The sequence below is a fragment of the Paenibacillus sp. BIHB 4019 genome (assembly GCF_002741035.1).
GTDB lineage: Bacteria > Bacillota > Bacilli > Paenibacillales > Paenibacillaceae > Pristimantibacillus.
In genome coordinates this window covers 5,579,811-5,594,017 of the sequence record NZ_CP016808.1, presented here as the reverse complement: position 1 = coordinate 5,594,017, position 14,207 = coordinate 5,579,811, and the positions used below count along the sequence as shown (strand labels likewise).

Genomic DNA, 14,207 nt, shown 5'->3' with positions numbered 1-14,207 from the left:
CTAGCCTTTAACTTCAGCGCTGCAGAGGAATGACGACCGTAATGGTCGTGCCTTCGCCGGGTTTAGAGCGCACTCGGAGCTCAGCCTGCTCGCCATACAGCAGCGCCAGACGCGAAATGACGTTGCTCATTCCGATTCCTGCACCTTCCTTGCTCCGCGCGTCCGCCGCCTGCTGCGGGCTCATGCCTTTGCCATTGTCGCTGACCTCGAACAACAATCGGTCCTCCACCATCCGGCCGCTAATGTTCACAAGACCGCCTTGCTCGCCCGGTTCACCGGATTCAAAGCCATGAATCATCGCATTTTCCACGAGCGGCTGGAGAAAAAGCTTCGGAACGAGGCCGTCCTCCGGCACGCCCTCTATATCATAGGCCACTTTAAAAAGGCCATCAAAGCGATTTTCCATAATATGCGTGTAGCTTTGCAGCCACATTAAATCGTCGCGCAGCCGTACCATTTCCTGCTTGTTTTTCACCGTGTATTGCAGCATGGATGACAAGCTGACGATCATTCGGCTAATGGCCGGCTCATCCCGGTCAATCGCCATCCAGTTAATAATATTAAGCGTATTGTACAAAAAATGCGGGTTCAGCTGGAGATTAAGCGCCATAATTTCCGTTTCCTTCTCCCGCAGCCGGCTTTCGTAGTTTTCTTGAATCAGCTCGCGTATTTTATCATTCATCACATTAAATTTCTTCGTTAAAATGCGGAATTCCAGCTGCGGCTGGTCAGGAATTTTCGCAGTGAAATCGCCTGCTCCGGTCATTTGAATGGCAACCAGCATTTTTTTGATCGGCTGGGTCAGGCGTCCTGCAATGAAGGATGCAATAACGATTGAAATAATGAGCAGCGCCACGCTTGATAATATATCCATATAGCGAATGGCTGGCAAATTGCCCAGCAGCTGCTTGTACGGCGTCACATTAACCGTCACCCAGCCCGTAACCTGAGAAGTATCGTAGCTGATCAGTACATCCTCCCCGTTTTCCTTAACGAGCGAGGTGCCGAATGGCTGCCGAAACTCCGTCTTGTACCATTGATTGTGGTCAGCTGTACCGAGCTTGCTTAGATCGGGATGTGTTACGATCTTACCATCCTTGGAGACGATATAAAAATAGGAGCCTTGAACCGCGGACAAGCTCTGCTGCACACTGCGCTGATAAAAGGATTCATTGAAATTAAGCAGCAGCACCGGCCGCTCGACATGCTCTGGCCAATTGTAAATGGCCCCGTCAATAATCGGGGAGCTGTTGAGCAGACGGGCGCAGGAAAACACCATCCGAAACTTGGCATCCATGTCATATAGCGCCTCCTGTTGGAAAGCGCGGGTTAAATCATAGGTAGGTACCCAAATGAGGCTGCCCCTGCTGGCCAGCACTTCCTTATAAATGGCCGACTTGCGGAAGCCCTGCGGATCCGCCGAGACGAACGGGGAGGAGGACGTATACATGCCGCTGCCCGATCCAAAGCTGAAATAGCTCGTTACAAGCTGAGCGGTATACAAATCCTGATCATGTCCAAAATATTTATTCAAAATAACCGTTGCCTGCCGGTCCATCTGGACCAGCTCGTAATCATTTTGCGGCTTAGGGCGGTTAAAAAGCCGGTATAAGTCCGGGTCGGAGATGAGTGAAACGGTGCGCTCTTCAATGTTGCTGAATACGATATCGCCGATTTCATTGTTTTTTTTCACAATTTCCAGCATGCTGTCGCGCGCATTCGTGACAATAATGTCCGAGCTTGCGCTGTAATGAAGGATGCCGCTCAGCACAGATGGAACCGTAATCAGCAGCACAAAAAACAAAATGAGCCTCGTTCTGAACTTCATATCCCGTACACGCTCGCGAATTTTCCGCAAAATGCTCCCTGCTTCCTCCGGCTTCTGACCTTGAGTCAGGAGCGCTTCATATGACGGGCTATCGACCGGTATTCCTCTGGCGTCAGTCCAAATTCCTTTTTGAAAACGCGATTAAAATATTTCACATCATGATAGCCGAGGCTTCCAGCTACCTGATAAATTTTATCGTTGCTTTCCTCGAGCAGCTGCCTCGCTTTCGTGAGCCGAACCTGCGTGACATATTGGCTGAAATTGATATTCAGCTTGCTTTTGAAGTATTGGGAGAAGTAGCTGGCATTAAAATGAAAGACGGCCGCAACCGACTCCAGTGACAAATCTTCCATGTAATGCTCGTCAATATAAGCGATACACTTGTAAATCAACTGCTCCTTATGATCCCGCTTGGCTTCAGCATGAGCAGTTGCCAGCAAGCCCAGCTGTTCTGAAATGACGGTTTGGAGAGCGCTCAGGCTGGCAGCTTCGCCTAATGCCTGTTCCATGCGTCCCCTCCACTCCTCCAGCGTCTGATGCTTCGGCATCGTTAAGCTTTCGGACAAACGTACAAGCAGCTTCTGGACGCAAAGCGTCAGCCGCTCGGGCTGCGGAAGCCCGCCGCCTGCTTCTCCAAGGAGCTTGTGCAGCAGCTCGCCTGCAATAAGGCTAAACTGTCCTTGCTCCTGTTCATGAACAACGGCCTCATGCAGCAAGGCCTCGTGCCGAGCATCCAGTTTAAGCGCAAGCTCTGCACTCACGTTCGTCTGCCGGGCATGGAATACGGTCTGTTCCTCCACATAGAAGCCTTCCGATAAAGCCAACCCTGCTTCTGCATACATCTGCGAAGCGGAAACTAGCATATCCTCCGCGTGACTGCTGACGCCAAGCGTAATTTGATAGGAGCTGGGAACTGCCTGCTGCATTTTCTGCTGCAGCGCTTGCAGCTGCTCCGCGCTGATTGAAGCATTCGTTACTGTAATCAGCCTGCCATGGCTGCCTCTCTCCCCTTCATACAGCGGAATGCTGCTGGTTGAGCTGCCCGATGCTTGCAGGCAAGCTTCCAATTGCTGCTGAACGCGGAGAAGAAGCATATCCTCCGGCTCCCAAGCTGCCTTGCTGCGCAGCCGAATTTCGGTTAACAGCAAAATGCCGGGGCCTCCGAAGCCAAGCCATTCTTCCAGCTCTTTGCTCTCTGCTTTGGATAAAGCTTGATTATGCAGCCATTCCTTCATTACACGGCTGCGATACAATGGCGCAATTGTATTCAGCTTAACCTCAAGCCGGCTATTCGCCAGCTGTGCATCCTGCTCGGTTCGAAGGCTTCGCTCGGCCTTCTCCAGCACAAGCGCGAATTTTTCCTGATCAACAGGCTTTAACAAATAATCAAAGGTGCCGAGCCCTATCGCTTTTTGGGCATAGTCGAAATAGTCATAGCCGCTCAAATAAATAAATTTCTGCGGCTGATTCGCTGGGGGAAGCTGCTCCAGAAATTCGAGACCGTTCATCAGAGGCATTTGGATATCAGAAATGATCAGCTGAAATGGCTGCTCTTGGCATTTTGACAGCGCTTCCTTTCCATTGCGCGCTATAGAAATCGCATATTGAGGACGGAGCTTTTGCAGCATTTTGGATAGCCCCGCCAAATGGCCCGGTTCATCATCCACAAGCAAAATGTTGTACATGGACAGCGCTCCTGTTCGTTTCATTTTGGGCACAAGAATACCTTTATCGTACTTCTGTCTGATTTCCGATTGCAAGCGGAGATTTTGTAGAATAATGTCTGATTTTGCGAAGGAAAAGCCTATGATGCGGAACGGGAGCAAAGATGGATAAAAACGATAATAGGCTAGGGCGTGTATGAAAACGTAAGCGGTTCCAATCCTGATGGCAGCCAGCATCATGCTCTTGGCATCAGGGGCATGCCCCTTGAAAAAAGTTAGACTTGGCGGACACAGCCGCCGCTATTTCAACCGAATCACGGGTTACCGCATCGGCTGCGGACTCAGGAGCCGCTACTGCGCTATTCGAAGCCATTTTGACGAGAAAATGAGGGCAATAGCGGCTTTCCTGTCCGCGTGCGGCCTCAAATCGGCTCAAAAGCCAAAATAGCGGAACCTCAGTCCTCCAGAAAAAAGCAGACGCGCTCTAAACGAGGCGTCTATTTGCCCATCTCATCCATCTAGCTCTTTGTTAGAGTTGCAGGCAGCTTTACGGCATGCAGCGTGCCCCCAGAGCGGACAAAGATCATATCGCCAGACTTCAGCGTCGGATCAAATTCGCCCGAGCCGGTCTTCACGCTGAAAACGGGCTTTGTAGTAGCGAAATTATACGCATCCAGCGTTCCGTCTGCGCGAGCGACAAACAGGCCGTTGGCAAATAAGTCCGTCTGCACGGGACTAATACCGCTCGGGAATTGGATTCCTTGCCCGCTCGTCGTCTTAAGGGCGAGAATGGAACGATCATTGGAGCTCTGATAGAGCAGTTTGCCGCCATAAATGCTATAGAGCGGTTGATATTCTTTCGGATTTGGCGCATTCCACTTTTGAACGGCTTTACCGTTTGGGGTATAGGAGGCGAAATGATATTTGGCAACCGCTTTTCCCTGATAAATATAAAGATCATTGCCATCCAGAAATGCAGAGCCATTAGCACCGCCGAATTCAATTTGTCCAGGCACTTCAGGCTCTACCGTCCAGTTGTAAACTCGCTCGCCTTTCTTCTTCCCCGTCAACAAGTCTAGAACGGCGATATGCAAACTTCTATTGATGGAATCGTCATCGCCCCTCATGAACGTATCCATGACCGAATAAACCAGCCCGTCCTTGACTAAGAGCGGGGAAAATTGGGCAAATGACGTCCAAAGCTTTTTGCCAGTTGCCTGATCGTAGGCATTGATCTGATTAGAAGTAAGAGCGCCTTGAACCAAATAACTGCGAAGCACAACACCTTTGCTTACGATAATATCATTTGATCCTGATGAGTATTGGTTCTCCTTCTCCGTTAATGTCCAGCGAAGCTTGCCCGTTGCCCGATCTAATGCAAAAAGAGTTAAATTTTGCGTCACATAAATCGTATCTCCAAGCACAATGATCTGATCCGCTTTATCGGCACGAATGGCTGTCGTCCACTGCTTGCTGCCATTTTTGGTAACGGCAATGACTGCGCCATCTGTTGTAAGACCATACAAGCTGCCTTGATTATAGGCGAGCACAGGCCTTAGCCCAGAACCATATTTCCACAGCTTTCGCCCACTTGTGCCGTCATAAGCAGCTAGCTGCCCCCCGTCCACAAGCGCGAACAGGCGTCCCTCTTCTGCAACAGCCGCCGTTATAGTTCTGCCATCCTGCTCAAATTTCGCAAGCGGCAAGCTCCATAATGGTTTGACAGCTGGAGCAGAGACTGCTCCATACATAGGGGTGGTACTGCTAATGACAGGCTTCTCGGCAAAAACAACCGTTCCTCCCTGCAAGCCGCAGGCGAGAATAGAGGAAGTGACACTAACTGCGACGATCCTTTTCATTTGTTGCGAAAGATTGATAAGCATCTAGCAACGCCCCATTCTTTCTATTTTTAAATAGGATTGACACTTTTTCAACATAAATGACCGGATTACCCATAACATCCAAGGGCAATCCGGCTATTGTTTAAACGCCATGACCAGCTATTCAACACTCTCTGCCATTTCGTTATCCTTAGCAAAATGGCATCATATCCATATTATAGGCCAATCAGGGTGGCGATTCTACTTTTTTTATGAAATTCGCTTCTTTTTACCCTATTCATTTAAGCTTTAACACGATCTAATGGCAGTGGCAAAGAAACGGTAAATTCAGCCCCTTCTCCCAGCCTGCTGCGCACAGCTATTGAGCCGCGATGGAGCTCCATAATTTTATGGGCAATGGACAGCCCGAGGCCGCTGCCTCCTACGGCACGGACACGTGATTTATCCGCTTTATAAAAACGTTCGAAAATACGCGTGTAATCCTGCTCGTCAATTCCCGGCCCCGTATCTGCGATGCAGACGACCGCGTGCTCCGCGGTACGCGAGAGGGAAATCGTTATTTTCCCGCTTTCAGGCGTAAACTTAATGCCATTATGAATGAGGTTCAGCCAAACTTGACTCATCAGGTCCTCGTCCGCGCTGATCTCCAGTTCGTCTGCTTCCACGCTCATCTCGATTTTCTTCTCCTCCCACTGCGGCTCACAAGCGAGAATAAGCGATACAAGCTGCTTATCCAGCCGATAAGTGGTCGGATGGAACGGTTGCCTCTCCGAATCCAGAACGGCCAGCTTCAGCAGATTATCGCTAAGCTTCGATAAACGGAAGCATTCCGTTTCGATTATGGTCAAATACCGCTGCCGCTGCTCTACATCCAGCTTATCATTCTTCAGCGCCTTGGCAAATCCGCTGATCGATGTAAGCGGCGAGCCGATTTCATGCGATACGTTCGAGATGAACTCCTGCCGAAGCTCCTCCATCTCCTTCAAATTGGCTGCCATGCTATTGATGCTGTCAATAAGCTGCACATAGGGATGCTGCTGCTGTTCATTGTTTCTGCCGAATTCCCACTCCAAATTGACGCGAAAGTCGCCTTGTGAAATACGTTTTAACGCTTCAAGCATGTCGTCCAGAAAGTAATGCTCCCTCTGCCGAAAAAACTTGCCTACAATGGCGATGCCCACCCCAAAGATACAAAAACCGAGCACCGCATTTATGAGAAAATTTAGCAAGTCATGCGGGGCCCATGCCACTGCCGAAAAAACGGACTTTGTAATATAAAAAGAAATGATCCAGCAGGCGAGCAATGCCGACAGGGCAATCGTAAAATTCATCGCCAGATGGAGGAGGCTCGGCTTCTGGTTCACGCCTGCACCTCCAGCCGGTAGCCTAATCCCCGGATCGTGCTGATGCGAAAGCCATGCTGCTCCTCTGGAAACCGCTCCCTCAGCCGTTTTACATGCACATCGACGGTCCTCTCGTCGCCCTCATAATCGAAGCCCCAAATCTGCTCAATCAGCTGATCGCGCGTGAACGTCTTGCGGGGATAGCTGGCGAGCTTAAACAGCAGCTCGAACTCTTTAAGCGGCAAGGTTAAATCTTGTTCCCCAACGCGGCACTCGAACGTATCGCGGCGCAGCGTCACATTGCCTATTATGACCGCTTGCGAGGATTGAATCCGGTATCGCCTGAATAAAGACTTCACGCGGGCGACAAGCACGGATGGATCAAATGGCTTCACCAGATAGTCGTCTGTTCCTAGCGTAAAGCCCTTTACGATCTGAGACGCTTCGCCTTTGGCCGTCAGCATCAGCAGCGGCAGGTCCGTCTGCTCCCGCAGCTTGCGGCACAGCTCCCACCCGTCCATGCCTGGCATCATAATATCCAGGATCACCATATCCGCCTTTACCTCGGCAAGCATCCGCAGCGCATCCAGGCCATCTACGGCATGAGCGACCTCAAAGCCTTCCTGCCGCAAAAAATGACCAATTAATTCTCGGATATGCGGATCATCATCAACGACTAATATTCGGGTCATCCCGTTCACCGCCTTTATCCTATTTTATCAACCTTTCACGAATTCCGTAAACCTGGACGCCTTAGCCTCTAGGTCCGGCGCATATAAGCACTTACCGTCAGTGGAGCAAAGATCGCGACAATGACGGCTGCGCCGACTAGCGAAAATACAAAATCTGCGCCAATTGCACCGTTGTTGGCAAGCTCCCGTACCGCACTCACCAAATGGGAAACCGGATTGATGCTTGAAAACCACTGGAGCCAGCCTGGCATGGTCTCAACCGGCACAAAAGCGTTGGACACAAAGGTGAGCGGAAACAACACAATCATCGAGATCCCCTGAACGCTGGATGCAGTACGGGAAATGACGCCAAAAAAAGCAAAGATCCAGCTAATCGCCCAAGCGCATATGATGACAAGAAGGGCCGCAATAACGACGAATCCTAAGCCGCCATCAGGTTGATATCCCAAAATATAGCCCATGGAAAAGGTTAATGCAGTCGCAATCGTATAACGAACCGTATCGGCCAGCAGAGCTCCCGCAAGTGGAGCAATTCGGGCAATCGGAAGGGACTTGAAGCGGTCAAATACGCCTTTATCCATATCTTCCCGCAGCTGAACACCCGTGACAATCGACGTCGTAATTACGGTTTGCACCAAAATACCAGGAATGATAACCGGCAAATAATCAACGACATTTCCTGAGATGGCACCGCCAAAAATATAAGCAAACATCAATGTGAAAATAATGGGCTGAAGCGTAACGTCAAATAATTGCTCCGGTGTGCGCCTGATTTTTAATAATCCCCGGTAGGCCATCGTGAGCGAGTTGCGGATCGATTGTCCCAAGCTTGTATGTTTCTTCAACTGGCGAGTATGACGTGTTTGGATGGACGCGCTTTTCATACGGCTGCCCCCTCTTTTTTATTTGATTGATCGGATGGCGATGAAAGGCTATCTTTCACGCCATGGCCTGTAATGGTCAAAAATACCTCGTCTAGTGTAGGCTTCTGTACGCTCATCTCCGCCAAATAAATGCCCGCGTCCCGAAGTGCTACAAGCAGGTCGGTAACTTTGTCGACATCCGCCAGCGGCGCCGTAATTTTTGCATTTTCCGCTGATACAACAGACTCGACCCTAAACACTCGTTCCACCATTTGGCGAGTAGCCGCGATGTCCTGCGGATTTTGGAGTTTTAGCTGCAGCGAGGAGGTGCCGACTGATGTTTTGAGCTCATCGACCGTCCCTTCGGCAACGACCTGACCGCGATCAATGACCGCAATTCGGTCAGCCAGCTGATCAGCCTCATCCAGGTATTGCGTCGTTAACAGCACCGTTGAACCGGTTTTCACCAGCCGGCGGATCGTATCCCACATTTGCGTACGTGTACGCGGATCAAGTCCTGTCGTCGGTTCATCGAGAAAAATAAGCGGCGGCTGTGCGATGAGGCTGGCTGCCAAATCCAATCGGCGCCGCATGCCCCCGGAAAAATGCTTTAGTGGACGTTTTGCGGCTTCCGTCAGCCCGAATTCCTCCAACAGCTCCTCCGTCCTATGCCGCGCCTCTGCCCGCCCAAGACCTAGCAGCCGGGAAAAGATGACCAAATTTTCCGTAGCGCTGAGCGCTTCGTCGACGGAGGCGTATTGGCCTGTCACCCCGATCAATTGCCGCACGATTTGCGGGTCCTTCGCTGCATCGTACCCGAAAATGCGTGCCGAGCCAGCATCGGGGCGCAATAGCGTAGCCAGCATTCTGATGGTCGTTGTTTTGCCTGCTCCATTCGGGCCAAGCACACCATAGATGGTTCCGGCCCGCACGTTCAAATCTACGCCATCCACTGCGCGGTTATTGCCGAATGTCTTCACAAGCCCACGTGCTTCAACCGCCCACTCCCCGCTATTTTTCCATAGCTCTTCTTTGTATCGATCATTTACTGTCATTAGTAGTGCCTCCCTGTAACGGTTTATAGATGGATGTTAATCCTCGTTTATGAACTGAATGTGAACCAAATTGCATAAAGGGCATCGAATGGCAAAAAAAAGCCGATCCGGCTACCGGATCGGCCTTTCCCTTATTTTTTTAGTGCAGTGTTCGTTAACGGAAAAAGCATAATGGACAGCCTCATCGGCTGCGGCTTTATTAAATAAGCATCGAGCGTTGGCGCGTAGCCGCAGCTATGATTGCCGAGGCCGCTTTGCTTGGCGTCGATTTTGACGATCGTTTCTGGCAGCCTAGTCAGCTTATGCACGTGGCTGGTGCGCGACATATCCTCCGTGGAATAATGGTGGACGCTAATGTGAAGCAGCTCGCTGCCCGTAATGCCGATTCCAGCACCTTGCCCATCCTTAAGCTTCGCCCAGCGCACATCGCACTTATTGCCGTTTTCCTGGGGCTTCACATAGGGGACAAATTGCTCTGCTACCGTGCCGGAGTAAATACCGAGCTTGCCGCTTTCTTTGCGGTCGGCGTAACATTCATGAGGGCCTCTGCCATACCAGCTAAACTGGTCATAGCCGTCGAGGAGACGCAGCTCAAGGCCAAAACGCGGAAGCGGCGGCAGCTCGCTTCCAAGCGGTTCAAGCGTGGTCTCCACGCCTATGGAGCCGTCGGCATTCATTTGGTGGACCATCCTGCTGCGGAAAGCTGCTGGCTCGCCTTTTGCCCCAATAATTGCGTCAGCTGTTGCTATAACGCTGCCATTGTTGCCAGCAGTTATTGACAATCGGCGCAGCTGCCATTGGAGCCGGTCATAACCGGCTTTCACCCATTCTTTCGCCAAATGGACATCGTTGTCCAGCGGGGCGCGCCATAGCTGCAACTGTGGGCCTGCAAGCAGCAGCTCATCGCCGTGATAAAGCCAATTGCTAATTGTGCCTGTCATTTGATCGATGTCTACTTGAAACCCGTTTCCGCTTATGCGGTATACAAGCTTGCCGTCTTCCCGCTGCAAATTTTGATACTGAGGATGCATGTGCATGGGAATCCCTTCGGAAGCATCGGGTGCCGTTAGACGAACAGTACTAGAAAACTCAGCATTAACATGATACGCTGTAGCATTTTCCTGCGGGGACCAACCCGCCTCCTCAAACAGCAAATCGGCCCAAGCTGTCTCATGGCCAGCATCACACCACAAGCTGCTATTACGTTCTGTAAAGCAGATATGCAGCGCATACTCGCCCTTTTCCTTCAATTGCTCCGAAGGCAGAGGAATGATTAGCGCCTCTTCCCCGCCCGGCAGCGTATGCAAGCGTGCAAGCTCGCCTTGCGCAATCGCCATGCCGCTTCGCAGCAGCTGCCAATGCCCTTTCAAATGCTCCAGCGACAAAAAGCTGTAGCGATTACTAAAGTGAACCCGGCCAAGCTGGGCGGGGTCCGGCTTTATTTTCACCGGCTGAATGATCTTCTTGTATTCCAGCAGGGACGCTTTCACGCTTCTGTCTGGAAACAGCAGCCCATCCATGCAAAATGGTCCGCTATGCGGGGCATCGCCAAAGTCGCCGCCATAGGCGTAAAACGCTGGTTCGCTGTCGTTTTGCTGTAAAATGCCCATATCTGACCATTCCCAAATAAGGCCGCCCAGCAGTCGTGGATATTCGTACACCGCATCCCAATATTCCTGCAAATTGCCCGTGGAATTGCCCATGGCATGACCGAACTCGACCATGAGATAAGGGCGTTCATCCGGCTTCCTGCCTTCTTCTATGAGCATGTCGACCGAAGGGTACATGGAGCTGACGATGTCAACGACTGCGGCTTCATAAGCCCGCTCGTACTGTATCGGCCGGGTCGGATCGGCGCTGCGTATCCACTCCGCCATCGCATCATGATTTTCACCGTAGCCTGACTCATTGCCAAGCGACCATACGATGATAGAAGGATGATTTTTATCGCGTCCAACCATTTTCTGCGCACGATGTAAATACGCCTCCCGCCAGTCGGGATGTTTGCTCAAATAAGATTCGTCGCCCATAAAATGAAACCCATGCGTCTCCAAATCCGCTTCGTTTATAACGTACAAGCCAAATTGGTCGCATAAATCGAGCCAGCGCGAGTCGTTCGGATAATGGGACAGCCGGACCGTATTAATGTTATGCTGCTTCATCAGCCTTATATCCTTCAGCATCGCTTCAGGCGTCGTGACATACCCTAATTGCGGATGGAATTCGTTGCGGTTGACGCCTTGGATAACGATAGATTGTCCATTAATGAGCAGCTTGCCTTTTTCAATTTGAATATGCCTAAAGCCAACCGAAAGCCGCTTCACCTCCGCTATCTCTCCATCCGGCCCATATATCGTCAACAACAGCGCATACAAATAAGGCGTTTCTGCTGTCCATAGCTGGGGCCTCGAAACAGGAATCTCGGCGGAAATCGTTTTGAGGTCTGTAAGCAAATCGGACGTTGGATAGCTGCCTGTTCCCTGTGCATCCGAATGGCAAGAAGCGTCTGGATTGCTCGCATTGAACGATTGCTCTGCAACGGTTTCTCCGTCCGCATCTAACAAGGCGACGCCTAAACGGAAGCCTTCTCCATCTGTATAATCGATCAAGTTGGCGGATTCCGCCGCCCTTCTCAAGAGACTGCTTTGAGCGAGCGTCATTTGCAAGCTCAAGCTCGCCTCCCGATAGGCAGAATCGGGGACAAAAACAGTTCGCACCAGAACATCCTCAATCGTGACAGCGGCCTGTGCCGTTAAATAAACATCGCGAAATATGCCGCTTAGCCGCCATTTGTCCTGCGACTCCAAATAGCTTCCCTCGCACCATTGGTAGACGCGAACCGCAAGCAAATTAGAACCGGGACGGATGAGGCGGGAAATATCAAACTCTGTCATATGGTGGCTTCCCTGGCTGTATCCGACCAGCTCGCCATTCAGCCACACATGGAAGGCTGAATCAACTCCGCCAAATACGAGGCGAATTTGGCGCTTTTCCCAATGCTCTGGAACGGTAAAGCTGGTACGATAGCAGCCAGTTGCATTGAGCAGTGGAATATGTGGAGGGTCAAGCGGAAATGGATAAGGACAGCTGCTGTAATGGGGCTGTCCGTACCCGTGCATTTGCCAATTGGAGGGAACGGGAATTTTATCCCAACCCATATCATCGCAAGCATCCAAATGGCTGCCCGCTGGACCATGCAGCGGCGATTCAAAATAGCGAAAACGCCAATGACCGCTGAGCAGCTTGTAATAAGGCGATTCTTCTCGGTCGCCGCGCAGCGCCGCTGCCGGATTGTCAAATGGAATTAGCTCGCTGCGTGGGGGCAATGAACCGCGCTCCAGCACGTTTAAATTGCAATAATCTGGCAGTTGCTCGTTTTCATTCGGCATATGCTGCCCTCCCTTGCTTCATCCGTGCGAAAAAATCCCGTTCGCCGATTTGTCCACCCTTCAGCACCAGCTCCAGCCCATCCAGTGAAGACTCCTCCGAGAAAGCTCGGCATAACGGCGCTCCCGGCGTTAGTGCAGCCACGCATTCCAGTGCATAGATACCCAAGCCGCGCGTAACATAACCAGACGTATCCCCGCCAGCGATGACGATGCGTGTAAGCTGCTCGTCGATAATCAGCTCCCGCGCCAGCGCTCCAAGCAAAGCGCCTAATAAGCGGCTGCTTTGCTCAGGCCCATAGCCCTGCGAAGCAAGCGTTTCCCGGAAACGCGGAATGCCTGGATCGTCCACTCCTTCTGCTGAATAAAGCAGCAGGCTGCGCCCATCTGCCAGCTTCTCCCGAGCTTCTTTCAGCAGCCGCTGTCTCGCAGCCGCGCCTTTCTTCCCGTCCAGCAGCTCCTCTGCCGGAACGCGAATGCCTGCAAAGCCTGCTGCCAGCGCTGCCTTGATTTGCTGCTCTGTAACTGGCGAGCAGCTTCCCGACACTACGAGCAGACGTTCAACTTCTGTGGCAGAAGCAGCGCTAATTTCCGGCTGCTCCTGCAGCAAACCAAGCTTGCGCCAGCAAGCCCCGAGCGCATACTCCACGCCAGAAGAGCCAATGGCAAACAAGCCGTCGCGCTGCTGGGCTTCCTCCCAAATCAGCTGTCCAGCCGCTGCCAGCCTAGCTTCGTCGAGCACATCAAACAGCACGAGATCAGGCTGCTCGCGTTCTACCCGTTTAGCGAGCCGTTCGCCCACTTCGAACATGTCTCCCTCCAGCGCCAAAATATCCATCAGCGCCGTCTTTAACTCCGTCTGCTGGGCCAAATGCTGGCGCAAATCCGCTTCCGCCATCGGCGTAATCGGATGGCGCGACATCGTTGGATGGCGGTCAAGCCGATACGTCTCGCCGCCTGCCGCTGCAAAATGGTTGCCGAACAACGTATAGCGGCCTAAATAAGGAACCCCCGCTAATATCGGAATATAGCCAGGACCGAACACGGAGCGGCCAATTTCCGCTGCCTTGCCGATGCTGCCAACTTCAGCGGAGGAATCGAATGTCGAGCATATTTTGTAATGCGTAATGGCTGCCCCTATTTTTCGCAGCTGCTCCAGTACCGGACGCAGCTCGCGCTCCGCCTCATCCGGCGTCAGCGAGCGGCCAATGCCCGCTACTCCAATGGCTTCTAAATCTGCAAATTTGCTAGCAAGCAGCTGCTCGCTTGGCGGCTCCAGAAATAACGCTGCCCGCAGGCCCGCTCGGAACAGTGCTTCCAGCACATCGGTAGAACCGGTGAAATCGTCGCCATAGTAGCTGAGCAGGCGCTGCGATGCCGGGAGCCGATCACCGGAGCTATCCGAGCATGCCTCCTGCTGGCGCCGCCCGGTGTCCCCCATAGTGCCTACGCTGGATGGCATCTTTCCGCCGCTGTCGCTGAAGCTAGTGTCACAATCGTTTGGCTTATGCGTTAATCCCGCTCTGTCCATCCCC

Annotated in this window: 10 protein-coding genes; 1 reads left to right on the top strand and 9 read right to left on the bottom strand. The window is 51.9% G+C overall.

Annotation, left to right across the window (positions count from 1 at the left end; genetic code table 11):
* Positions 1–13: 13 nt before the first annotated feature.
* A complete protein-coding gene (locus BBD42_RS24395) occupies positions 14–1,858 on the bottom strand; it encodes a cache domain-containing sensor histidine kinase (protein WP_099520259.1) in 1,845 nt (614 codons plus the stop codon).
* A 35-nt stretch (positions 1,859–1,893) separates the two neighbouring features.
* A complete protein-coding gene (locus BBD42_RS24390; protein ID WP_172455610.1) occupies positions 1,894–3,513 on the bottom strand; it encodes a response regulator in 1,620 nt (539 codons plus the stop codon).
* A gap of 244 nt (positions 3,514–3,757) precedes the next feature.
* Here BBD42_RS24390 and BBD42_RS31620 point away from each other — a divergent pair, with 244 nt between their 5' ends.
* Positions 3,758–3,940, top strand: coding sequence for a hypothetical protein (locus tag BBD42_RS31620; protein ID WP_150131603.1), 183 nt, complete (start codon positions 3,758–3,760; stop codon positions 3,938–3,940).
* A 70-nt stretch (positions 3,941–4,010) separates the two neighbouring features.
* Here the strand turns inward: BBD42_RS31620 and BBD42_RS24385 are convergent, their stop codons facing one another.
* The 7 genes from BBD42_RS24385 to BBD42_RS24355 all read right to left on the bottom strand — a co-directional run bounded on the left by BBD42_RS24385 (position 4,011) and on the right by BBD42_RS24355 (position 14,203).
* Entirely contained in the window at positions 4,011–5,375 is a 1,365-nt protein-coding gene (locus BBD42_RS24385; RefSeq protein ID WP_099520257.1) for an outer membrane protein assembly factor BamB, read from the bottom strand.
* A gap of 239 nt (positions 5,376–5,614) precedes the next feature.
* A complete protein-coding gene (locus tag BBD42_RS24380; protein ID WP_481855899.1) occupies positions 5,615–6,697 on the bottom strand; it encodes a HAMP domain-containing sensor histidine kinase in 1,083 nt (360 codons plus the stop codon).
* The gene (locus BBD42_RS24375; protein WP_099520256.1) at positions 6,694–7,368 is read right to left on the bottom strand and encodes a response regulator transcription factor; all 675 of its coding nucleotides are present in this window, start codon (positions 7,366–7,368) and stop codon (positions 6,694–6,696) included. The genes BBD42_RS24380 and BBD42_RS24375 overlap by 4 nt, the downstream gene beginning before the upstream one ends.
* 68 nt (positions 7,369–7,436) lie before the next feature.
* Entirely contained in the window at positions 7,437–8,252 is an 816-nt protein-coding gene (locus BBD42_RS24370; RefSeq protein WP_099520255.1) for an ABC transporter permease, read from the bottom strand.
* Positions 8,249–9,286 carry an ATP-binding cassette domain-containing protein gene (locus BBD42_RS24365; RefSeq protein WP_099520254.1) on the bottom strand — a complete coding sequence of 346 codons (1,038 nt, stop codon included), beginning with the start codon at positions 9,284–9,286 and terminating at the stop codon, positions 8,249–8,251. The genes BBD42_RS24370 and BBD42_RS24365 overlap by 4 nt, the downstream gene beginning before the upstream one ends.
* Before the next feature lie 131 nt (positions 9,287–9,417).
* Positions 9,418–12,675 carry a glycoside hydrolase family 2 TIM barrel-domain containing protein gene (locus BBD42_RS24360; protein ID WP_099520253.1) on the bottom strand — a complete coding sequence of 1,086 codons (3,258 nt, stop codon included), beginning with the start codon at positions 12,673–12,675 and terminating at the stop codon, positions 9,418–9,420.
* Entirely contained in the window at positions 12,665–14,203 is a 1,539-nt protein-coding gene (locus BBD42_RS24355) for a four-carbon acid sugar kinase family protein (RefSeq protein WP_237163212.1), read from the bottom strand. Before BBD42_RS24355 ends, BBD42_RS24360 begins: the two co-directional genes overlap by 11 nt.
* Between the last annotated feature and the right edge of the window lie 4 nt (positions 14,204–14,207).

What these genes read in the sequence shown, in the direction of transcription:
- BBD42_RS24390 (WP_172455610.1), bottom strand. Translation starts at nt 3,513, where the DNA reads ATGTACAACATTTTGCTTGTGGATGATGAACCGGGCCATTTGGCGGGG.
- BBD42_RS24385 (WP_099520257.1), bottom strand. Translation starts at nt 5,375, where the DNA reads ATGCTTATCAATCTTTCGCAACAAATGAAAAGGATCGTCGCAGTTAGT.
- BBD42_RS24375 (WP_099520256.1), bottom strand. Translation starts at nt 7,368, where the DNA reads ATGACCCGAATATTAGTCGTTGATGATGATCCGCATATCCGAGAATTA.
- BBD42_RS24370 (WP_099520255.1), bottom strand. Translation starts at nt 8,252, where the DNA reads ATGAAAAGCGCGTCCATCCAAACACGTCATACTCGCCAGTTGAAGAAA.
- BBD42_RS24365 (WP_099520254.1), bottom strand. Translation starts at nt 9,286, where the DNA reads ATGACAGTAAATGATCGATACAAAGAAGAGCTATGGAAAAATAGCGGG.
- BBD42_RS24360 (WP_099520253.1), bottom strand. Translation starts at nt 12,675, where the DNA reads ATGCCGAATGAAAACGAGCAACTGCCAGATTATTGCAATTTAAACGTG.
- BBD42_RS24355 (WP_237163212.1), bottom strand. Translation starts at nt 14,203, where the DNA reads ATGGACAGAGCGGGATTAACGCATAAGCCAAACGATTGTGACACTAGC.